General features: G+C 65.6%; 17 protein-coding genes. 12 read left to right on the top strand and 5 right to left on the bottom strand.

The genetic code is table 11. The features are described 5' to 3' along the window. The first annotated feature begins 61 nt into the window (after positions 1 to 61). On the top strand, positions 62 to 1,966 hold the full coding sequence (locus tag MFF30_RS12435; RefSeq protein ID WP_238279787.1) for a sigma 54-interacting transcriptional regulator: 1,905 nt from the start codon (positions 62 to 64) through the stop codon (positions 1,964 to 1,966). 18 nt (positions 1,967 to 1,984) lie between these two features. On the opposite strand, the gene MFF30_RS12440 is transcribed toward MFF30_RS12435, so the two are convergent. After that, positions 1,985 to 3,607: an ABC-F family ATP-binding cassette domain-containing protein gene (locus MFF30_RS12440; RefSeq protein WP_238279738.1), complete on the bottom strand. Its 1,623-nt coding sequence runs from the start codon at positions 3,605 to 3,607 to the stop codon at positions 1,985 to 1,987. A 168-nt stretch (positions 3,608 to 3,775) separates the two neighbouring features. On the opposite strand from MFF30_RS12440, the gene MFF30_RS12445 reads away from it, so the two are divergent. The 3 genes from MFF30_RS12445 to MFF30_RS12455 are packed head-to-tail and all read left to right on the top strand — an operon-like array spanning position 3,776 to position 7,185. Then, a complete protein-coding gene (locus MFF30_RS12445) occupies positions 3,776 to 5,674 on the top strand; it encodes an MHYT domain-containing protein (RefSeq protein WP_238279739.1) in 1,899 nt (632 codons plus the stop codon). Positions 5,675 to 5,708: 34 nt separating this feature from the next. Next, on the top strand, positions 5,709 to 6,122 hold the full coding sequence (locus MFF30_RS12450) for a response regulator (RefSeq protein WP_238279740.1): 414 nt from the start codon (positions 5,709 to 5,711) through the stop codon (positions 6,120 to 6,122). Positions 6,123 to 6,135: 13 nt separating this feature from the next. Then, the gene (locus tag MFF30_RS12455; RefSeq protein WP_238279741.1) at positions 6,136 to 7,185 is read left to right on the top strand and encodes a sensor histidine kinase; all 1,050 of its coding nucleotides are present in this window, start codon (positions 6,136 to 6,138) and stop codon (positions 7,183 to 7,185) included. A 144-nt stretch (positions 7,186 to 7,329) separates the two neighbouring features. On the opposite strand, the gene MFF30_RS12460 is transcribed toward MFF30_RS12455, so the two are convergent. Further along, positions 7,330 to 8,259 (bottom strand): histone deacetylase family protein, encoded by a 930-nt coding sequence (locus MFF30_RS12460; protein ID WP_238279742.1) that lies wholly within the window; start codon positions 8,257 to 8,259, stop codon positions 7,330 to 7,332. 390 nt (positions 8,260 to 8,649) lie between these two features. Between MFF30_RS12460 and panD the strand changes: the two genes are divergently transcribed. The 7 genes from panD (at position 8,650) to MFF30_RS12495 (ending at position 13,945) form a co-directional block, all read left to right on the top strand. Further along, complete coding sequence (gene panD / locus MFF30_RS12465; RefSeq protein ID WP_238279743.1) at positions 8,650 to 9,072, top strand: aspartate 1-decarboxylase; 423 nt, start codon at positions 8,650 to 8,652, stop codon at positions 9,070 to 9,072. Positions 9,073 to 9,273: 201 nt separating this feature from the next. Continuing rightward, positions 9,274 to 9,708 carry a hypothetical protein gene (locus MFF30_RS12470; RefSeq protein ID WP_238279744.1) on the top strand — a complete coding sequence of 145 codons (435 nt, stop codon included), beginning with the start codon at positions 9,274 to 9,276 and terminating at the stop codon, positions 9,706 to 9,708. Positions 9,709 to 9,921: 213 nt separating this feature from the next. Beyond that, on the top strand, positions 9,922 to 11,925 hold the full coding sequence (locus MFF30_RS12475; RefSeq protein ID WP_238279745.1) for an acetyl-CoA carboxylase biotin carboxylase subunit: 2,004 nt from the start codon (positions 9,922 to 9,924) through the stop codon (positions 11,923 to 11,925). Between the two features lie 68 nt (positions 11,926 to 11,993). Beyond that, complete coding sequence (locus MFF30_RS12480) at positions 11,994 to 12,425, top strand: gamma-glutamylcyclotransferase family protein (RefSeq protein WP_238279746.1); 432 nt, start codon at positions 11,994 to 11,996, stop codon at positions 12,423 to 12,425. After that, positions 12,425 to 12,703 carry an acylphosphatase gene (locus tag MFF30_RS12485; protein ID WP_238279747.1) on the top strand — a complete coding sequence of 93 codons (279 nt, stop codon included), beginning with the start codon at positions 12,425 to 12,427 and terminating at the stop codon, positions 12,701 to 12,703. The genes MFF30_RS12480 and MFF30_RS12485 overlap by 1 nt, the downstream gene beginning before the upstream one ends. 115 nt (positions 12,704 to 12,818) lie before the next feature. Further along, positions 12,819 to 13,541, top strand: coding sequence for a DUF599 domain-containing protein (locus tag MFF30_RS12490; RefSeq protein WP_238279748.1), 723 nt, complete (start codon positions 12,819 to 12,821; stop codon positions 13,539 to 13,541). Between the two features lie 134 nt (positions 13,542 to 13,675). Beyond that, a complete protein-coding gene (locus tag MFF30_RS12495; protein ID WP_238279788.1) occupies positions 13,676 to 13,945 on the top strand; it encodes a DUF3253 domain-containing protein in 270 nt (89 codons plus the stop codon). On the opposite strand, the gene MFF30_RS12500 is transcribed toward MFF30_RS12495, so the two are convergent. After that, a complete protein-coding gene (locus MFF30_RS12500) occupies positions 13,894 to 14,736 on the bottom strand; it encodes a YdcF family protein (RefSeq protein ID WP_238279749.1) in 843 nt (280 codons plus the stop codon). The genes MFF30_RS12495 and MFF30_RS12500 overlap by 52 nt on opposite strands. A gap of 267 nt (positions 14,737 to 15,003) precedes the next feature. On the opposite strand from MFF30_RS12500, the gene MFF30_RS12505 reads away from it, so the two are divergent. Next, entirely contained in the window at positions 15,004 to 15,270 is a 267-nt protein-coding gene (locus MFF30_RS12505; protein ID WP_238279750.1) for a DUF6894 family protein, read from the top strand. 231 nt (positions 15,271 to 15,501) lie between these two features. Here the strand turns inward: MFF30_RS12505 and MFF30_RS12510 are convergent, their stop codons facing one another. Together MFF30_RS12510 and MFF30_RS12515 are read right to left on the bottom strand one after the other, a co-directional pair. Beyond that, positions 15,502 to 18,159 (bottom strand): MGH1-like glycoside hydrolase domain-containing protein, encoded by a 2,658-nt coding sequence (locus MFF30_RS12510; protein WP_373320893.1) that lies wholly within the window; start codon positions 18,157 to 18,159, stop codon positions 15,502 to 15,504. A 459-nt stretch (positions 18,160 to 18,618) separates the two neighbouring features. Next, positions 18,619 to 20,862: a RelA/SpoT family protein gene (locus MFF30_RS12515; RefSeq protein ID WP_238279752.1), complete on the bottom strand. Its 2,244-nt coding sequence runs from the start codon at positions 20,860 to 20,862 to the stop codon at positions 18,619 to 18,621. Between the last annotated feature and the right edge of the window lie 102 nt (positions 20,863 to 20,964).

A 20,964-nucleotide genomic window follows, 5' to 3' on the forward strand; every position in this document is an offset into this window, starting at 1 on the left:
ATTCGTGATTCATGAAAAATCGGAGTTCTACTCCGAAAATTCGTAGCAGCGATTGGGAATGATGAGCGATACAGCGCGTCGATCAGACTTCGGCCTCGCGTTCGAGGAGTGCCGTGAGCCCATGCTCGTGCTCGATCCGGCAGCAGACCGCATCGTCGACGCTAATGCGGCTGCCGCCCGCCTACTCGGGTATCCGCGCGCCGGTCTGCAAAGCATGCCCGCGAGCGCCCTTCATCCCGGTCAATTGGCGACGCTGATCGTCTTCACCCAGGCCGTCCAAGCGAAGGGGCATTGGTGGACGCATGCCCTGACGCCGCGCCATGGCGAGGGTCGGGCGCTGCGCCTCGAATATGCCGGTTCTCTTCTGCCAAGCGTCGCGCCGATGATGCTGGTCACGCTGGCCGACCTCGAGGATCGCCGCCACCGGCAAGTGGATGCGCAGGCCGACGCCCACATGCGTGCGGGCCTCTCCGAGTGGCAGCGGATGGAGCGGATCTTTCGCGACATCGAACGCGAGAACCAGCTCATCCTGCGGGCAGCCGGGGAGGGCATCTACGGCGTTAACGCCGAGGGCGTGACGACCTTCGTGAACCCGGCGGCCGAACGCATGCTGGGGTGGGCCGCGACCGACCTCGTCGGCAAGGACATGCACGCCACCGTTCACCACACCCATCCCGACGGCGTGCACTACCACCACCACGATTGCCCGATCTACGCAGCATTCCGCGACGGGGCCGTCCATCAGGTCGACACGGAGGTGTTCTGGCGCCGCGACGGCAGCGCGTTCCCGGTGGAGTACACCTCGACGCCGATTCGCGATCGGGGACGTCTCCTCGGCGCGGTCATCGTGTTCCGCGACGTCAGCCAGCGCCGCGAGGCAGACGAGCGCCTGCGCCAGGCCCTCGCCGAGGTCGATTCCCTGCGCGAGCGCCTGGAACTCGAGAATGCCTACCTCAAGGAGGAAATCCGGCTGGAGAGCCACCACCAGGGCATCATCGGCCGCTCACCCGCCATCGAGGCGACGTTGCGGCAGATCGACCTCGTGGCCGGCACCGATGCCACCGTCCTGGTCACGGGCGAATCCGGTACCGGCAAGGAGCTGATCGCGCGCGCGATCCACGAGGCGAGCCGCCGCCGCGACCGGCCGCTGATCCGGGTGAACTGTGCCGCCGTCCCGCGCGAGCTGTTCGAGAGCGAGTTCTTCGGCCATGCCAAAGGCGCCTTCACGGGTGCCCTGCGGGACCGGGTCGGGCGCTTCGAGCTCGCTGATGGCGGCACGCTGTTCCTCGACGAGGTCGGAGAGATCCCCCTCGACCTTCAGGGCAAGCTGCTGCGGGTGTTGCAGGAGCGCTCCTTCGAACGCGTCGGTGACGAGCGCACCCGCGCCGTCGATGTCCGGCTGATTGCCGCCACAAACCGCGACCTGCGCGATGAGGTCCGGCGCGGTCGCTTCCGCGAGGATCTCTACTTCCGGCTGAACGTCTTTCCCATCGCGGCGAGTCCCTTGCGCGAGCGTCCGGAGGACATCCCGTTGATCGCGCAGCATTTCCTGAAAGGGGCCGCGCGCCGCCTGAACATCCCGGAGCCGCGTCTGACGGAAGGGGATGCGCGCCGCCTCGCCCGCTATCCCTGGCCCGGCAACGTGCGCGAATTAGAGAACGTCATCGAACGTGGCGCCATCCTGGCCGTGCGCGGCCGCCTGCATCTCGACCTGCCGGAGGCGGAACCCGCTGCGCGCGGTCGTGATGCCGTGCCGTCCCTCGCGCCGGCGACCCAGCCCGTGACGGAGGCCGAGCGCCGGGCGCGCGACCGCGCGGAGATCGAGGCGGCCCTGGCGATGACCGGCGGCAAGGTGTTCGGTGAAGGAGGAGCGGCCGAGATGCTCGGTCTGCGCCCGACCACCCTGGCCTCCCGGATCAAGGTGCTGGGGATCGATGGCCGGGCCTATCGCGGGAAACGATCATGAACGCCGGCGAGCGCCGCCTCAGCTGCGCAGGCCCGGCGCCTCCTGGCCCGTGCGGGCGACGTATTCGGTGTAGCCGCCGCCGTACTGGTGGATCCCGTCCGGGGTGAGTTCGAGGACGCGGTTCGAGAGCGCGGCGAGGAAATGCCGGTCGTGGCTGACGAAGAGCATCGTGCCCTCGTAATTCGCAAGCGCGGCGATGAGCATCTCCTTGGTGCCCATGTCGAGGTGGTTGGTCGGCTCGTCGAGCACGAGGAAGTTCGGCGGATCGTAGAGCATTCGTGCCATCACCAGCCGTGCCTTCTCGCCGCCCGAAAGTACGCGGCAGCGTTTCTCCACGTCGTCGCCCGAGAAGCCGAAGCAGCCGGCCAGTGCCCGCAGGCTGCCCTGGCCGGCCTGCGGAAAGGAATCCTCCAGGAAACCGAACACCGTGCGGTCGCCGTCGAGGACATCCATGGCGTGCTGGGCGAAGTAGCCGAGCTTGACGCTGCCGCCCACCGCCACCGTGCCGTCGTCGGGCTGCGCGGTGCCGGTGACGAGCTTCAGGAGCGTCGACTTGCCGGCGCCGTTGATGCCCATCACGCACCAGCGCTCGCGCCTGCGAATCCCGAAGTCGAGTCCCTCATAGATCGTGCGGCTGCCGTAGCGCTTGTGCACGTTCTTGAGCATCACGACGTCGTCGCCGGAGCGGGGAGCCGGCAGGAACTCGAAGGCGACGCTCTGGCGGCGCTTCGGGGGCTCCACGCGCTCGATCTTGTCGAGCTTCTTGACCCGGCTCTGGACCTGCGCGGCATGGGAGGCGCGCGCCTTGAACCGCTCGATGAACTTGATCTCTTTCGCCAGCATCGCCTGCTGGCGCTCGAACTGCGCCTGCTGCTGCGTCTCGTTGACCGCCCGCAGCTGCTCGTAGAAGGCGTAGTCGCCCGAATAGGTGGTGAGCTGGCCGCCGTCGATCTCGACGATCTTCGTGACGATGCGGTTCATAAACTCGCGGTCGTGCGAGGTCATCAGGAGCGCGCCCTCGTAGCCCTTGAGGAAGGCCTCCAGCCAGATCAGGCTCTCCAGATCCAAATGGTTCGACGGCTCGTCGAGGAGCATCACGTCGGGGTTCATCAGCAGGATGCGGGCGAGCGCCACGCGCATCTTCCAGCCGCCCGAGAGCTTGCCGACATCGCCGTCCATCATCTCCTGGGAGAAGCTGAGGCCCGCCAATACCTCGTAGGCGCGGCCTTCGAGCGCGTAGCCGTCGAGTTCCTCGAAACGGGCCTGGACCTCGCCGTACCGCTCGATCAGGGCTTCCATCTCGTCGGCCCGGTCCGGGTCGGCGAGGGCCAGTTCGACCTGCTTCAGCTCGGCCCCGATCTCGCTTACCGGCCCCGCGCCGTTCATCACCTCCGTGACCACGGTGCGGCCGGACATCTCGCCCACATCCTGGCTGAAATACCCGATGGTGATGCCGCGATCGGCGGCGACCTGGCCCTCGTCGGGCTGCTCCTCGCCGGTGATCATCCGGAACAGCGTGGTCTTGCCGGCACCGTTCGGGCCGACGAGACCGACCTTCTCGCCCCGCTGAAGGGCGGCGGAGGCCTCGATGAAGACGATCTGGCGGCCGTTCTGCTTGCCGATTTTTTCGAGGCGGATCATGACATCACGGAGGTTCGGGCGGGTGCAGCGGCCTTACGGCATGCGGGCGCCGAGGGGTAGTGCGGCGCGGCAACCGAGCGGATCGATCCTGCCCGCGTCCGCAATGGCCCTCAAGCGAGGGACCGGCTAAGTTCGCTTCGTCTCCGGAACGGTCTCCCGCGCGCAACGATGCTTCACACCGGCTACAATCCGGCGCTCGTCGCCTTGTCCATCTCCATCGCGGTCTTCGCGTCCTACACCGCGCTGGACCTTGGTGCCCGCGTCGACGCCGCCGGATCGAAACGGCGTTGGGGCTGGATCGCCGGTGCGGCGGTCGCGATGGGCGGCGGCATCTGGTCGATGCACTTCGTGGGCATGCTGGCTTTCGAGATGGGGATGCCGGCAGCCTACGACCTGCCCACCACCGCGCTGTCCCTGCTTCTCGCGATTCTCTTCACCGGGGCGGCCTTCGCGTGGATCAGCGCGCGCGGTGCGACGGGCCGCAGCTTCCTGATTGCCGGCCCGGTGATGGGGCTCGGCGTCGCGGCGATGCACTACACCGGCATGGCGGCGATGCGCGTGCCGGGCAATCTCGCCTATCACTGGCCCGTGGTGATGGTCTCGGTCCTCATCGCGGTAATCGCCGCGACCACAGCGCTCTGGCTCACATTTCGCCGAAACAGCGTCTGGCAGAAGCTCATCGCCGCCGTGGTGATGGGCATCGCGGTGGCGGGCATGCACTACACCGGCATGGCGGCCGCAACGTTCACCGCCGAAGAGGCGGGCGCCCACGCGGTCCACGAAGCCGTTCTCAGCCATGCCCAGCAGAACCTCGCGCTTGGGGTCTCGGGCGCGACCTTCCTGATTCTGTTCCTGGCGATGCTCGCGTCCTCGTTCGATCAGCAGCGGGTCCAGACCGAGCTGCGCGCCAGCGAGGCGCGCTTCCGGGCCGCCGTCCAGGCCGTGCGCGGCGTGCTCTGGACCAACGACGCGGAGGGCCGAATGCTCGGCGACCAGCCCGGCTGGAGCGCCATTACCGGCCAGACCCGCGCGGAGTACGAGGGCTACGGCTGGGCTGACGCCGTGCACCCGGATGACAAGCAGCCCAGCATCGAGGCCTGGAACGAGACGGTGCGCCAGCGCCGGACCTTCGTGCACGAGCACCGCGTCCGCTCCGCGGACGGGAGCTGGCGCCACTACGCGATCCGGGCCGTGCCGGTGACGGATGCCCACGGGGCGATCCGGGAATGGGTCGGCGTGCATACCGATATTTCCGAGCAGCGCCTGGCCGAGGCCGAGCTGCGCGAATCGAACGAGGAGATTCAGCGCTACGCCTACATCGTGAGCCACGATCTGCGTGCGCCCCTCGTCAACGTGATGGGCTTCACCAGCGAGCTCGATGCCACACGCGAGGACGTGCGCGCGGCCCTGGGGGATCATCCGCAGGCGGCGCGGATCGACGCCGATCTCGAGGAAGCCCTCGGCTTCATCAAGGCGGCCGTGACCCGGATGGAAAGCCTGATCGCCGCGATCCTGAAGCTGTCGCGGGAGGGCCGACGTACCTTCGCGCCGGAACCCCTCGACATGTCGGCGCTCCTCGGCCGGATCGCCGACGCTCAGCGTCACCAGACCGAGCGGGCGGGCGCGCAGGTGATCATCGCCCCCGACCTGCCGGTCATCGAGGCGGACCGGCTCGCCGTCGAGCAGGTGTTCGGAAACCTGATCGACAACGCCGTGAAGTACCTCGATCCCGCACGGCCCGGCCGGATCGAGATTCACGCCAGCGCCGTCGGCGGGCGCCGCGTCCGTTTCAGCGTCACCGACAACGGACGGGGCATCGCCGCGCGGGACCACGCTCGGGTGTTCGAACTATTCCGGCGCTCAGGTACGCAGGATAAACCGGGGGAGGGCATCGGGCTCGCCCACGTCAAGGCGCTCGTGCGCTCCCTCGGCGGGCGCATTCACATCGATTCGGAGTTGGGCATCGGCACAACCTTCAGCGTGACGCTGCCGCGCGAGGGCGTTACAGGTCATGCTTCGTCCATTCCCGAACGGGACGGGCCGCGGGTGCGGCTCGCAGCAGAGTAAGGGCTCGGTCAGCGTGAACGCCGTCGAAATCGTCATGATCGAGGACGATGAGGGTCATGCCCGCCTGATCGAGCGCAATATCCGCCGGGCGGGCGTGAACAACACCATCCTGCCCTTCCGGGACGGGACGTCGGCGCTCGAGTACCTCCTGGGTGCCGACGGCTCCGGCGAGGCGAGCGCCAAGCGCCACATCCTGATCCTCCTCGACCTCAACCTGCCGGACATGACCGGCATCGACATCCTCGAGAAGGTGAAGGCGAACCCGCACACCAAGCGTTCGCCCGTGGTCGTCCTCACCACCACGGACGACAACCGCGAGGTCCAGCGCTGCTATGACCTGGGTGCCAACGTCTACATCACCAAACCCGTGAATTACGAAGGCTTCGCGAACGCCATCCGGCAGCTCGGTTTGTTCTTCTCGGTCATGCAAGTGCCTGAAAACCCATGATGTCTGCCCGCTCATGACCGAGCCCCTGCCTCCAGGCCGCGGACGCGTCCTCTACATCGACGACGATCCCGGCCTGGGGCGGCTGGTGCAGCGCGCGCTCACGGCGCGGGGCTACGTCGTGGAACTGGCCCTCGACGGCGATGCAGGGCTGGTCCGCCTCGGGGCGGGCGGCATCGACGTGGTGGCCCTCGATCATCACATGCCCGGCCAGACAGGTCTCGACATCCTGCCCTGCATCCGTGCCCTGCCCGAGGCGCCGCCCGTCGTCTACGTCACCGGTTCGGAGGACAGCCGCGTCGCGGTGGCGGCCCTGAAGGCCGGCGCTGTCGATTACGTCTGGAAGGATCTCCAGGGCCAGTTCCGCGAACTCCTCGGCGAGGCGGTCGACACGGCCCTCCGCCAGGAGGCGCTCCGGCGTGACAAGGAGCGGGCCGAGCAGGCGGTACGCGAGGCCCGCGACCGAGCCGAGATCATGCTGCGCGAGGTCAATCACCGCGTGGCGAACTCGCTGGCGCTGGTGGCGGCGCTGACGCACATGCAGACCAACGCGGTCTCGGACCCAGCCGCCAAGGCGGCCTTGCGCGAGATGCAGGCGCGGATCTCCGCTATCGCCGGTATCCACCGGCGGCTCTATACCTCCGACGACGTGGAGGCCGTCGACCTCGACGCATACCTCGCGAGTCTCGTGGAGGAACTTCAGGCTGCGATGAAGGCGGCGGGACGCGATCACGCCATTCGCCTCGAGGCGGCCCCGGTACGGCTTGCCACCGACAAGGCGGTCTCGGTGGGCGTGGTCGTCACCGAGCTCGTGACGAACGCCTACAAGTACGCCTACCCACCGGACGTGCCGGGTGAGATCCGGGTTTCGGTGATTCGCCAGGACGCGGACAGCCTGACCTTGACCGTCGAAGACGATGGCATCGGTTGGACCGGGGAGGGCCAGCCTCGCGGGACCGGCCTGGGCTCGCGTATCGTCAAGGCGATGGCGGCGAACCTGCGCACGGCCCTTGTCTACGCCGGCGGCCGGGCCGGCACACAGGCGACCCTGTCATTCCAGGGCTAGAGCCGGGGACGCCAGTCGCGACATTTCATACCAAATCTGTTTGATCCCTTCCGGCGATCCCTGCGGGATGCCAGATTTGGGCTTCGCTCAAGCGCCGCGCAGGCTTGCTGATGGGTCATCCGCTTCGATCAAGCTGATGACCCATCACCGCCCCATCAGCGCATCCACGTGCGCGGCGGCGGAGAGCCCGAGCCCTTTGAGGCTGTAGCCGCCCTCCAGCACCGAGACCACGCGTCCGCCCGCGTGCCGCTCGGCCAGGTCCATCAGGCGGCGAGTGGCCCAGCCGAAATCGGCCTCGGTCAGGCGCACGCTCCCGAGCGGGTCGAGGTGGTGCGCGTCGAAACCCGCCGAGATGATAATGAGGTCCGGCGCGAAGGACTCGAGGCGGGACAGGATTCCGGCCTCGAAGACCTCGCGGAAGACCGCGCCATCGTCGCCCGCGCGCAGGGGCACGTTCACGATGGTGTCGTGATTGCCACGCTCCCCACGTGCACCCGTGCCGGGAAACAGGGGCATCTCGTGGGTCGAGGCGTACATGACGGATCGATCGTCCCAGAAGATGTCCTGTGTCCCGTTCCCGTGATGGACGTCCCAGTCGACCACGGCGACGCGGGCCGCCCCGTGTGCCTCGCGGGCATGGCGAGCGGCGATGGCGGCGTTGTTGAAGAGGCAGAAGCCCATGGCGGTCATGCGCTCGGCATGGTGGCCGGGCGGACGCATGGCGACGAACGCATTGGTGCACTCGCCCGTCATCACCGCATCGACCGCATGGACCGCACCGCCGACCCCGCGCAGGGCCGCCTCCAGGGTGCCGGGCGAGAGAAGCGTATCGCCGTCGATCTGGACGTAACCATCCTGCGGCGACGCCTCGATGATCGCCTGTACGTAGGGAACCGGGTGAACGAGGGTCGGAACCTCCGGCGCGGCCTTCGGCGCCAGTGCACGCACGAGTCCGACGAAGCGTTCGTCCTCCAGGGCCCGGTCCACGGCGCGGATACGGTCCGCCCGCTCGGGGTGCCCCTCCGGCATGGCGTGGTCGAGGGCAGCGGGATGGCTCACGTACAGCGTCGTCACGGTCGTCCCCCTGGCGGTATCGCTGCGCGCCGCCGCGCAGCAGCGAGCCTTGCAGATGTGCCATGCCTGCGCGCACTCCACCATGCCGGGATGCGCGCCGCATTCCGGTTGTGCAAGCCTTCGTTCGCGCGAGCCTTCGCAGACCGAGCCACGATTTTGCAGGCGCTTTCCGCCGCTGACAGACCCGCGATCGGACATTGAGCCGCGTGAGGTGGCAGAGCATGACATGCGCTCTCGGAGGGATCCGTGCTTGCATCACGGGCCGTCCGCACGCGATGAGCCTGCCGCGAGTGCAAGGCGCGGCAGGCGCGGGGTATGTCGGCCCCGGACGAGCCATCGTGAGATCAGGGGCTGGCGCCGACGCACGGCCGAACCAGGGAAGTTTAGACGATGCAGAGTTTCATGCGCGCCAAATTGCATGGCCTCCGGGTGACCGGTGCCGACCTCAACTACCACGGCTCGATCACCCTTGATGCCGACTTCTGCCGGGAGGTCGGACTCGATCCGCTGGAGTTCGTCGAGATTTGGAACAAGATGTCGGGCGCGCGGATCAGCACCTACGTGCTCTACGGAGCAGCCGGCTCGCGCTGCTGCATCCTGAACGGCGCTGCTGCGCGGACCTGTCAGGTCGGCGACGAGGTCATCATCGCCTCCTCGACCTACGGTTCGGTTGCGGACGTCATCGCGCAAAAGCCGAAGGTACTCATCTTCGGTGACGGCAACACCGTCGCCGACCGTGTCACTTACGATGTCTTCCGAGACGCGGAGGGACGGCTCGATATGCGCGTCCTCAGCACCGGACCGATCGCGTGAATCTCCGCATCGCGATCGCGCGCCGGGATTCGGGTACGCGGCCGGCAAGTCAGGATTTCGAAACGCTCATTCGTGAGCAGGCTTTAACCTGAACGTCGATTCAGATTTGCGCGTTAAGGACTTGAACGATGCCCTCCTGCATAGTCGAACAATCGAAAGACACACAGACCGGCCAAGACAAAGCCGGAGAGGTATCAAGAGATGATCAACCTTTCGCTGCAGGTTTTCTGTAACCGTATCGTCGCCGCCGGCCGCATCGGCGCCGAGGACGTCCAGACCCTCTGCCGGAACGTCCTGCCGGACGGGCTGACCTGCCGGGACGAGGCCGACATGCTGATCGCCCTCGACCGCGTGGCGACCTCGGATGCCGCCTTCGGCGACTACCTCGTGACCTCCGTGGTGGATTTCGCGGTGTGGGGCGAGCGGCCGACCGGCTACATCGACCCCGAGGTGGCCCGCTGGCTCGTCGGCTCTCTCAGCAACGGCAGCGGCCCAACCGCGCTCGCCGCCCGGATCGCCCGCGAAGTCGTGCGCGAGGCCCAGGCCAGCGACGAGGCACTCATCGCCTTCGCGCTGGCCGTAAACCGCCACACCGCCGAGACGACGGCCTCCACGATGGTGCGGCTGGCTGCCTGAGCGGGTCGCCCACACGATCCAGGCCGCACAAATCGGCGCATACAAAATCCATTTGTGCAATGCACATCCTCATGGCTGCGACGCACGCACGAAAACTCTGGACACCCTCGGATCGATCAGCTTCCCGAAGCCGCATAACTGCTTTAACGGGAACGAGCTTGGGCGTTTGTTGAGACGCCGCATGTTCCCTGACGGACCAGAGTGCGCGGAAAGATGTTCGACAAGATTCTGATCGCGAACCGTGGCGAGATCGCCTGTCGCATCATCAAGACCGCCCGCCGCATGGGCATCAAGACCGTGGCGGTCTACTCGGATGCCGATCGTGACGCCGTGCACGTCGCCATGGCCGACGAGGCGGTGCATATCGGCCCGGCCCCGGCCGCGCAGTCCTACCTGCTGATCGACAAGATCATCGACGCCTGCAAACAGACCGGCGCCCAGGCGGTGCATCCCGGCTACGGCTTCCTGTCCGAGCGGGAATCCTTCCCGCGTGCGCTCGAGGCAGCCGGCATCGTTTTCATCGGGCCGAACCCGGGCGCGATCGCCGCGATGGGCGACAAGATCGAATCCAAGAAGGCGGCCTCGGCCGCCCAGGTCTCGACCGTGCCGGGCTTCCTCGGCGTCATTGAGAGCCCTGAGCACGCGGTCACCATCGCGGACGAGATCGGCTATCCCGTGATGATCAAGGCCTCCGCTGGTGGCGGCGGCAAGGGCATGCGCATCGCCCACTCGGCCGGCGAAGTCGCGGAAGGCTTCGCCCGTGCCAAGTCCGAGGCCGCCTCGTCCTTCGGCGACGACCGCGTCTTCGTCGAGAAGTTCATCACCGATCCGCGCCACATCGAGATCCAGGTGATCGGCGACAAGCACGGCAACGTGATCTACCTCGGCGAGCGCGAGTGCTCGATCCAGCGCCGCAATCAGAAGGTCATCGAGGAGGCGCCGTCGCCGCTGCTCGACGAGGCCACCCGCCGGAAGATGGGCGAGCAGGCCGTCGCACTGGCGAAAGCCGTGAACTACGATTCCGCCGGCACGGTGGAGTTCGTGGCAGGCCAGGACAAATCGTTCTACTTCCTCGAAATGAACACCCGCCTGCAGGTGGAGCACCCGGTCACCGAGATGATTACCGGCCTCGACCTCGTCGAGCTGATGATCCGTGTCGCGGCCGGTGAGGCTCTGCCGCTGGCGCAGGCCGACGTGAAGCTGAACGGCTGGGCGGTCGAGAGCCGCGTCTACGCCGAGGACCCGACCCGCAACTTCCTGCCTTCGATCGGTCGCCTCACAACCTACCGGCCGCCGGCGGAGGGTCAGTTCGGCGCCGCGACCGTGCGCAACGACACCGGCGTGGAGGAGGGCGGCGAGATCGCGATCCACTACGATCCAATGATCGCCAAGCTCGTCACCTGGGCGCCGACCCGGGCCGAGGCCATCGAATCGCAGGGCGAGGCCCTCGACGCCTTCGCCATCGAGGGTATCCGCCACAACATCCCGTTCCTCGCCGCCCTGATGGCGCATCCGCGCTGGCGCGAGGGCAACCTCTCGACGGGCTTCATCGCCGAGGAGTTTCCGGAGGGCTTCGTCGCCCCCGAACCGAAGGGCGAGATCGCACGGCGCATGGCGGCCGCGGCCGCGGCCATCGACCACAAGATGAACCAGCGCAAGCGCGGCATCTCCGGCCAGATGCGCGACCCCGCGCTGCTGCACTTCGAGCGCGAACGCGTCGTGGTGCTGGCGGGCGAATCCTATCCGGTCACCGTCGAGGCGGTGGGTGGCACCCTGATCGTCAAGGCCGAGGACGGCGAAACCTGGACGGTGTCGAGCGACTGGCGCCCCGGCGAGCCGGTCTGGCAAGGTGAGATCGCCGGAACCCGCGTCGCCATGCAGGTGCGTGGTCTCCTCAACGGCGTCGCGCTCCAGCATGCCGGCGCCGCCGCCGAAGCCCGCGTCTACACGAAGCGCGAAGCAGCGCTCGCCGCCCTGATGCCCGTCAAGGAGGATGCGGGTTCGGGGAAGCAGGTGCTCTGCCCGATGCCCGGCCTCGTCAAGGCGATCCTGGTCAAGGAGGGCCAGGAGGTGAAGAACGGCGAAGCGCTCGCCATCGTCGAGGCGATGAAGATGGAGAACGTGCTGCGCGCCGAACGCGACGCCACCGTCGCCAAGATCGCCGCGAAGGAAGGCGACAGCCTCGCGGTCGACGCCGTCATCCTCGAATTCGCCTGAGGATCCGCCGCCGCGCGCGCTTCGCCTCTCGGACGAAGCGGGCGTGACCAAGAGCCAGGGACGGGTCGATGCCCCTCTATTTCGCTTACGGCGCGAACATGGACGCCGGCGCGATGGCGGCGCGCTGCCCGCGCTCGACTTTGATCGGGCAGGGCCGTCTCAATCGGCATCGCTTCATCATTATGCGCGAGGGCTATGCCTCGGTTGTACGCGATCCGCGTGCGACCGTGTTCGGAATCCTTTGGGATCTCGCCCTCGGGGACGTAGCGGCCCTCGACCGCTACGAGGGTGTGGCCTCGGGTCTCTACATCAAGGCGATGCAGCCGATCACGGTGCCGGGTGGATCGAAGCGAGCGCTGATCTACCTCGGCGGCACGAGCGTCACGGGTTCGCCCCGCCCGGGCTATCTGGAAGCGGTCCTGGCCGCGGCCACCGCCGCGCAACTGCCGGCGGCGTACCGCGCGGAATTGCATGCCTGGCAGCGAGGACGAACGCCGTGATGTCCGAAATCCGTACCGTTGCCGTCATCATCCGTGGGCGGGTCCAGGGCGTCGGATACCGGATGTGGACACGGGACGAGGCCGAGCGCCAGGGCCTCGCGGGCCATGTTCGCAATCGGTCCGACGGCAGCGTCGAAGCGGTCTTCTCGGGGTCGAGTGACGCGGTCGGTCGGATGCTGGAGGCTTGCCGGCACGGCCCCCCCGGCGCGCGGGTCAGCGAAGTGGTGGTGTCCGACCACGGCGAGGCGCCGCCACAAGCTGGATTCGCGATCCGCTGACGCCGGACACCCTTCGATCGGTTTCAGGGCACAGGACGGGTGGACAGCCAGTCGGCATCCGGGCTAGCGCCCGGTGCGAGGCGGCCGGCCACCGGGCGTCCAGAGACGGGACCCGATGCTCACCGCCGACTTCTCCTATCTCGACCTCGCGGCGCTTTGCTACTTCGTGGCGGCCTGGGCCGGATACGGCGTCGCCGTCGCGCGCATGCGCGGGCGCCGCACCAGCCTCAGCCAGATCATGAACGCCCAGCGCGCCGAGTGGACGCGCCAGCTCATCGGGCGCGACAACCGCGTGGTCGACACCACCATCAACGCTTCGTTGCAGAACGGGACCGCTTTCTTCGCCTCGACATCATTGATCGCGCTGGGCGGCGTGCTGACCCTTTCGCGCTCCGGCGACGATGTGCTCACGCTGTTCGGGGCCCTGCCGTTCGGTGCCATCGCCACGCGGGTCACCTGGGAGATCAAGGTCGCGGGCCTGGCGGTCGTGTTCGTCTACGCCTTCTTCAAGTTCTCCTGGGCCTATCGCCTGTTCAATTACGGCGCGATCCTCCTCGGTGCCGTGCCGCCGAAGGGATCTGGAGCCACGCCGGAACAGATGCAGCGCGCCGCCCGCAAGGCAGCGGCGATGAACATCGCCGCCGGTAGCCATTTCGCGCGCGGACAGCGAGCCTTCTTCTTCGCCCTGGCCTATCTCGGCTGGTTCGTGAGTCCCTGGCTCCTCATGCTGACGACCACGGCGGTGGTCCTGGTCATGTGGCGGCGGCAATTCGCATCGAAAATTCGCGCGGCACTGCTGGCGGAAGACGACGGGACAGGGCAGGGGTGGCAACCATGACGATTCCAAAAAAGCCGACGCGCCAGCGCACCTCCTCCCCGAAGAAGCCGCCTGAGGCGGCCAAACCGGTTGCTCAACCGGCCGCCGCGAAAACGGGTGGGCGGCCGGAGCGGAAGGGCCCATCCGAGGAGGCCATCGCCGAAACGATCCTGCGCCTCGTCGCGGCGCGCGGGGCCAGCAAGACGGTTTGCCCCTCGGAAGTGGCGCGCGATCTTGCCGGGCCGCAGCCGGAGGCCTGGAGCCCTCTGATGCAGCCCGTCCGCCGGGTCGCGGTGCGGATGACCAAGGCCGGCGAGGTCGCGATCCTGCGCAAGGGCAAGCCCGTCGAGGACCCGGACGACTTTCGCGGGATCTACCGGCTCGGCGCCGTCTCGGCGACCTCGGACGATACCGACGCGGATTGAGGCGCGGGCAACAGGGCGTCGGTGTAGCCGGCGAGCCTGTAGGCCACGAGGCCGAGCCATTCCTTGACCATCAGATCAAGGAGCATCAGCCCGTCCGAGGCGAAACCGTTGAAGCGCAGGGCATCGCCCCACCCGTTGGTGCGGTAATCCACCGGGTAGGCGGTGACCGTAAACCCCGCCTGTCGGAAACAGCCGACGGCGCGGGGCATGTGCCAAGCGGATGTGACCAGGAGCCAGCGCTCGCCGGGCTTTGGCTTCACCAAAGCAGCACTGAAGACCGCGTTCTCGCGGGTGTTGCGAGAGCGATCCTCTAGGATCAGCCGGGTGCGCGGCAGGCCCATCGTTTCGGCGTAGCGCCCGACAATCTCGGCCTCGGAGGCTGTAGTGCCGTTGAGGCTACCACTGCCGCCGGTAAAGACGAGGCGGCTCTGCGGATATCGCCGGGCGAGGTCCGCCATGGCGATCTGGCGCTCGCCGGCATCGTTGACGACGAGTTGGCCCCGCTCCGCCGAGGTGCGGGTCTCTATGGCACCGCCAAGCACGATGATGCCCGCTACCGGGATGTCATCGGCCACATGGGCGGGAAATCGCTCCTCCAGTGGCAGCGCGACCAAGCCTGCGATTGGGGTGAAGCCGACCGTAACGAGTAGGATGCTCGCGAGGGCACCAAGCCAGAGGCCGAGGCGGAGCCATCCGGATGCCGCGAGACCGAAGCCGACGAGCACCAGCAGCGTCAGGGTATTCGACGGCGTGACAAGGAAGTAGAGAAGTTTCGAGAGCGGGAAAAACATCGGGGCGCGGATTCTCGGGACGGTTTGAAGGTCATACATTAAGGCGCGACGTGCTGTCCCGCGTCATCGCCGACCATCATCCATCCGTCGATTGGCGGCGTTTTTCCTTTCGAACGCTTCACCCGCGCGACATCTGAGGACTCTCCCGCCGAGCGTGACAGAAATGTCCCGCAGAGCATCGAAGCGTGCTCCGGAGATTGCGCTTCAGCCGACGACGGCTTAGGTTAACCATGAGGGTGGGATAAATTCCCACGGATTCTAAGCTTCATGCCACGCTACTTCATCGATCTCCACGACGGCGCACATTACGTCAAGGACAAGGTCGGCTTCGAACTCGCCGATGAAGCCGCCGTTCGCGGCAAGCTCGTGCGGATCATGGCCAAGATCGCGCAGGAATTCAGTCTTGATACCGAACGCCAGGATTATCTAGCGATCGTGCGCGACGAGTCCGCAGGGGTGCTCTATCGCGCCCATCTGTCCCTGGACATCGAGAAGGTAGACCGCACCCTCGAGATGCCGCGCGACGAATCCTGAGCGCGCGACGTAGATAATGGCCAGGCGGCTCGGTGTGTCTGATTGCCACCGAGGACGGCTCGTTCGTGGCGCTCTTCGTTCCGGAAGCCGACAGTGAGATCGGCGTCGGCGAGGCCGTCAGATCATGGGTGCCGCCGAAATCCCAGCTGGGCGATGCTGAGCGCACCGACCACGAGCGGATGGGTGGGCACCAGTGCCGGCCTCGGTAACACTGAGGCCGAGACTAAACACCTATTTCTCTGAACGGGTTGCCCGATTGTGCAGCAGATTCAAAATCAGCGCTGTCCAACCGGTCTGGTGGGACGCACCAAGTCCACGCCCGGTATCGCCATCGAAGAACTCGTGGAAGAGCAGCGCTTCATCGGAGCCCGGAGCGTCTGGGATGGGCGTACGGCTGCCGTGAAAGGGACGGTGCCCGTCTTCATTTTTGGCGAAGAGCGAAATGAGGCGGTCTTCCAGAGCGTCCGCGATCGCACTGAGCGTCTTGTGCTCTCCCGAGCCAGTTGGATATTCCACCAAGAAGTCGTCGCCGTAATAGGTGTGAAACCGACGCAGCGCCTCGAGGATGAGGTAATTCATCGGCATCCAGACAGGCCCTCGCCAGTTTGAGTTGCCGCCGAACATATTGGATGTCGAATCAGCCGGGTCGTATCGGACGGTGAAGGAGGCGCCGAACTCGTTCAAGGCGTAGGGTTGATCGCGATGTGCCTTCGAAAGCGAGCGGATCCCGTGGACGGAAAGGAACTCGGCCTCGTCGAGCATGCGGCGCAGCAGCGCCTTCATGCGATGACCGCGCAGCAGCGATAGAAGCTTACGGTCCTGCACCCCACCCTCGTCCCAGCGCGAGACAAGGCAGGCCAGATGAGGGCGGTTCTCGAGAAGCCAGTTCAAGCGTCGAGCGAAATCCGGGAGGCGCTGGAGCACCCACGGTTCGATCACCTCGACAGCGAAGAGCGGGACGAGCCCAACCACCGAGCGAACTCGCAGGGGCAGCATTCCACCGCCGGGGATATCGACCTCGTCGTAGTAGAATTCGTCATCCTCGTCCCAAAGGCCGAAGCCCTCGCCGCCCATGTCGGTCATCGCTTCCGCGATGAGCAGGAAGTGCTCGAAGAACTTCGAGGCAGTGCTTTCGTAGACATCGTTATGGAGCGCCAGCTCAAGGGCGATGCGCATCATGTTGAGTGCGTACATCGCCATCCAGGCGGTGCCGTCAGCCTGGTGGATGCGCCCAAACCCAGGCGGCGGTCGTGAGCGGTCGAACACCCCGACATTGTCGAGGCCGAGGAAGCCGCCCTGGAATACGTTCCGGCCCTCAGCGTCCTTGCGGTTTACCCACCAGGTGAAATTGATCAGGAGTTTGTGGAACACGCCTTCCAAGAAGGCGAGATCGCCGCGCCCGCCGCGCCGGTCGCGATCGATCTCGAACACCCGATAGGTCGCCCATGCGTGGACCGGCGGGTTGGCGTCGCCGAATTCCCACTCGTAGGCCGGAAGCTGGCCGTTCGGGTGCATGTACCATTCGCGGGTAAGGAGAAGGAGCTGCTTCTTGGCGAAGTCCGGGTCGAGCAGGGCGAGCGGAAGACAATGGAAGGCGAGATCCCAGGCGGCAAACCAGGGATACTCCCATTTGTCCGGCATCGAGAGCACATCGGCCGCCGCGAAATGGCGCCAGTGAATGTTGCGGCCTTCGTTTCGCTCTTTCGGCGGCACCGGCTGGGATGGATCCCCCTTGAGCCAGAGTCGAACATCGTAGGAGTACAACTGCTTGGACCAGATGAGCCCCGCCGCAGCCTGACGAAAGATTCCGCGCGCGTCTGCGTCCGTGATGCCGTCCTGTAGCGAATCATAGAAGGCATCCGCCTCTGCAATGCGGCGGTGAATAATGGTCCCCTCGCGATCCACCGGACGCAGGCGCGTGCCGGCCGAGAGACGTAGCGTCACGCGCGTTGTTTCCCCCGGCTCTAGCCGGCGGAAATAATGTAGCCCCAGTTTCGTTCCGGATTCGCGGCTCACTGCGGAGTCGTCGCCGTCGACGATGGCGGCGTGGAACCCGTCCTTGAAGGGACCGATGGCATCGGGTTCCGAGCCGTGCAGACGCAAATTCGTATCGTTCTCGCAGAATAACGGATCGGGGTAGCCGTCGAAGGAGAGCCGGTACGACCCGAGGCGAGGATGCTCACATGCCACGCCGCCATCGGGTCGCAGCTTCAGGTTTGGACGCCGCTGTGTCGCCCCCTCCCGCCACGACCAGGTGTTGCGAAACCAAACCTGCGGGACGATGTGAAGATCGGCAGCCTCAGCGCCCCGATTGACGGCGGTGATGACCGCGTGGATATCGTCGACATCCTCTTTTGCATACTCGACCGTCACATCGAAGAAGCTGTTGTCTCGAAATATACCGGTGTCCTCAAGCTCGTATTCCGGCTCGTTGCGACCCCGCCGTTGCCCTTCACGCACCAATTCGTCGTAGGGATAAGCAGCGTGCGGATAGCGATAAAGGAATTTCAGATAGGCATGGCTCGGGACTGCATCGAGATAGTGGTAGATCTCCTTGACATCTTCGCCGTGATTACCTTCTTCGTTCGCTAGGCCGAACAAACGCTCCTTTAAGATATGATCATGCCCGTTCCACAGGGCCAGCGAAACGCACATCTGTCCGCGCTCATCGCAGAGCCCCGCCAGACCGTCCTCGCCCCAACGATAAGCGCGGGAACGCGCCTCCTCGTGGGGGAGAGAGCGCCAAGCATTCCCGTCGCGACTGTAATCTTCGCGCACGGTGCCCCATTGGCGCTCCGCGAGGTAAGGGCCCCAGAGCGACCATGGGCGCTCGGCCCGTGCCTGTTCGGCGATCCGGCGGCGCTCGGCCCAACCATCGAGTTCACTCACGCGCATAGCTCGACGGCGCCAGATTCCGCGCAATGGTCCCGCTCCGACCGAAACGGGTCGGATAAATGGATGTGTGCCTGGCGTAGGATCGTAAAGGGTGACCTGATCACGTTCATCGGTTTCCGGTGGCAGCGCATGGTGACCCGTACGGATGCATCAATGGCGCCAAGAGCGTGGCGTCATATCCCTTCCGTGCTTCTCGGAGGCGTCCGCGTTTAACGGGCGACATCACGCCAGGCCAAAGGACACCCGACGGCGGCAGATCGAGCCTCCATCCATCGGAGATCTTTCAGTGACTCTGTCAGATCAGGATTCTGATTGAGCTTTCTGTATCAGCCAAAAGATTATGGGTCTCAAACGGCCGGCTTTGATAAATCGAACACCTGTAGGGCTACTGTCACTCGATTGATCGAGGCAATTCGCCCATCTGAAGATCAAGTCGGCACAAGCTGCGGTGGTTTATCCGTTCACGCGCTCGACCTTATTGACGGTTCGCTTTCCGCGCAGCTCCGCGATAATCGCATTCAGGTGCTTGAGGTCCCATACGGATAGATCGATTACGACTTGCGTAAAATCCTGGGTCTTTCGCTTCATCGATACATTATCGATGTTCCCGTCGTGATCCGCGATCACTTGAGCGATCTGTGCGAGTACGCCGGGCTCATTGATGGACTGCATGGCGAGACGCGCGGGAAACCGCTCGCTCGTACCAGCTTCCACATCCCAGCGCACATCGAGCCAGCGATCCGGCTCGTTATCGAACGCGGCCAACGCCGCCGACTGGATCGGGTAGATCGTGACGCCGATGCCGGGCGTGAGAATCCCGACAATCCGATCACCGGGAACCGCCCCTCCGTTGGGCGCAAAACTCACTGGCAAATCACCATCGAGACCACGAATTGGAATTCCATCCGTCCGGCCGATGTCGCTGGTGCTGCCCTCTGGGAACGTCAGGCGCATCGTCTGATCTTTGGCCAAGCTGAGGCGACCGGCTCCGTCCGTCGAGGCCGGTTGAGGAAGACGCGCCGGGGCACCACGGCGCTCATCTTTATGGTCGGGGTAAACAGCCCGCACCACGTCGCCCGAAAACATCTCGCCACGACCCACAGCGGCGAAAACGTCCTCGGTGCTCTGGCGCGCGAGGCGTGGCAATGCCCCACGCAGCTTATCTTCGGAGAAGCTCTTGGCGGCCCGCTCGAAAGCGCGATCCAGGATCTGACGTCCCAATCCCGCATATTGCCGGCGTACAGCCGAGCGCGTCGCGCGTCGGATCGCCGAACGGGCTTTTCCCGTGACGACGAGCGATTCCCATGCGGCCGGCGGCGAAGCGCCGTCGGAGCGCGCGATCTCGACTTCGTCACCGTTGACGAGTTCGTGAAGAAGCGGCGCCATGCGGCCGTTGATCTTCACCCCGACCGCCGAGTTGCCGACATCCGTGTGGACCGCGTAAGCGAAATCAATCGGTGTGGCGCCCCGCGGGAGGGCGATCAAACGCCCCTTCGGGGTGAAGCAAAAAACTTGATCCTGAAAGAGTTCGAGTTTCGTGTGCTCGAGAAACTCCTCAGGACTGTCGCCCTCGGCCAGAAGTTCGATCGTTCGGCGAAGCCACTGATAGGCGCCGCTCTCGGTTGCGAGCCGGGGATGAATACCGCCGATTTCGCCCTTACGTCCACTTTCCTTGTAATGCGCGTGGGCAGCGATGCCGTACTCGGCAATCTCCTCCATCGCGGCCGTGCGAATCTGAAGTTCGACGCGCTGGCTTTTCGGGCCGATCACCGTCGTGTGGATGGAGCGATAGTCGTTCTGCTTAGGAGTCGAGATGTAATCTTTGTATCGTCCCGGCACCATTGGCCAGCTGGTATGGACGACGCCAAGCGCGCTATAGCAGTCCGACAATGTCTGGACGACGACCCGGAACCCGAATATGTCCGACAACTGTTCGAAGGCAACAGATTTACGCTCCATCTTGGCAGAAATCGAGTAGGGACGCTTCTGCCGCCCCGTCACAACCGCCTCGATGCCTTGGGCAGCGAGCTTCGCAGTCAGATCCTGCTCGATGCTCTCGACGAGCCGCTCGGATTTGGATGATAGGTCGGTCAGCCGTTGGGCGATGGTCGCGTAGATCTCGGGCTTCAAATTTCGAAGCGCCAAGTCTTCGAGTTCCTCGCGCAGTTCCTGCATACCCATGCGGCCGGCTAGCGGAGCATAGATATCCAGTGTTTCCTGGGCGATCCGCTCACGCTTGTCCGGCCGCATATGGTGGAGCGTTCGCATATTGTGCAGGCGGTCGGCGAGCTTGACCAGCAAGACACGGACATCGGCCGCGACGGCCAGGAGCAACTTGCGAAAGTTCTCACCCTGGGCCGCCCGTTTCGAGACGAGATCCAGTCGTTTCAGTTTGGTCAGGCCATCCACCAGAGCCCCGATCTCGGGGCTGAACAGCTCCCGGATTTCGTCGAGGGTCGCGGCCGTATCTTCCACAGTGTCGTGCAGGACCGCCGCCACGATGGTGGCGTCATCGAGTCGGAGGTCCGTGAGAATCGCAGCGACTTCAAGGGGATGCGCGAAAAACGGGTCGCCCGAGGCCCGCTTCTGGGTTCCGTGGGCGCGCATGGCGTAGACGTAGGCGCGGTTGAGCAGGGCCTCGTTCGTCGCAGGATTGTAGCGCTTGACCCGCTCGACAAGCTCGTATTGGCGCATCATCCGCCGAGAGACCCTTTCACGACACGGCGGGTCCGGCAGCGGACGCGCGCCTTCGATGTGTCCCGCATCGCACGCGGGGGCGCCAGCCCCACGGCGTCGCAT

The organism is Methylobacterium goesingense (assembly GCF_022179225.1).
Taxonomy (GTDB): Bacteria; Pseudomonadota; Alphaproteobacteria; order Rhizobiales; family Beijerinckiaceae; genus Methylobacterium; species Methylobacterium goesingense.

Excerpts from the sequence above, each read along its gene's own strand:
- MFF30_RS12470 (WP_238279744.1), top strand. The coding sequence starts at position 9,274 with ATGATCAACCTTTCGCTGCAGGTTTTCTGTAACCGTATCGTCGCCGCC.
- MFF30_RS12480 (WP_238279746.1), top strand. The coding sequence starts at position 11,994 with ATGCCCCTCTATTTCGCTTACGGCGCGAACATGGACGCCGGCGCGATG.
- MFF30_RS12450 (WP_238279740.1), top strand. The coding sequence starts at position 5,709 with ATGATCGAGGACGATGAGGGTCATGCCCGCCTGATCGAGCGCAATATC.
- MFF30_RS12455 (WP_238279741.1), top strand. The coding sequence starts at position 6,136 with ATGACCGAGCCCCTGCCTCCAGGCCGCGGACGCGTCCTCTACATCGAC.
- MFF30_RS12485 (WP_238279747.1), top strand. The coding sequence starts at position 12,425 with ATGTCCGAAATCCGTACCGTTGCCGTCATCATCCGTGGGCGGGTCCAG.
- MFF30_RS12500 (WP_238279749.1), bottom strand. The coding sequence starts at position 14,736 with ATGTTTTTCCCGCTCTCGAAACTTCTCTACTTCCTTGTCACGCCGTCG.
- MFF30_RS12445 (WP_238279739.1), top strand. The coding sequence starts at position 3,776 with ATGCTTCACACCGGCTACAATCCGGCGCTCGTCGCCTTGTCCATCTCC.
- MFF30_RS12440 (WP_238279738.1), bottom strand. The coding sequence starts at position 3,607 with ATGATCCGCCTCGAAAAAATCGGCAAGCAGAACGGCCGCCAGATCGTC.
- MFF30_RS12505 (WP_238279750.1), top strand. The coding sequence starts at position 15,004 with ATGCCACGCTACTTCATCGATCTCCACGACGGCGCACATTACGTCAAG.
- MFF30_RS12435 (WP_238279787.1), top strand. The coding sequence starts at position 62 with ATGAGCGATACAGCGCGTCGATCAGACTTCGGCCTCGCGTTCGAGGAG.
- MFF30_RS12490 (WP_238279748.1), top strand. The coding sequence starts at position 12,819 with ATGCTCACCGCCGACTTCTCCTATCTCGACCTCGCGGCGCTTTGCTAC.
- MFF30_RS12515 (WP_238279752.1), bottom strand. The coding sequence starts at position 20,862 with ATGATGCGCCAATACGAGCTTGTCGAGCGGGTCAAGCGCTACAATCCT.
- panD (WP_238279743.1), top strand. The coding sequence starts at position 8,650 with ATGCAGAGTTTCATGCGCGCCAAATTGCATGGCCTCCGGGTGACCGGT.
- MFF30_RS12475 (WP_238279745.1), top strand. The coding sequence starts at position 9,922 with ATGTTCGACAAGATTCTGATCGCGAACCGTGGCGAGATCGCCTGTCGC.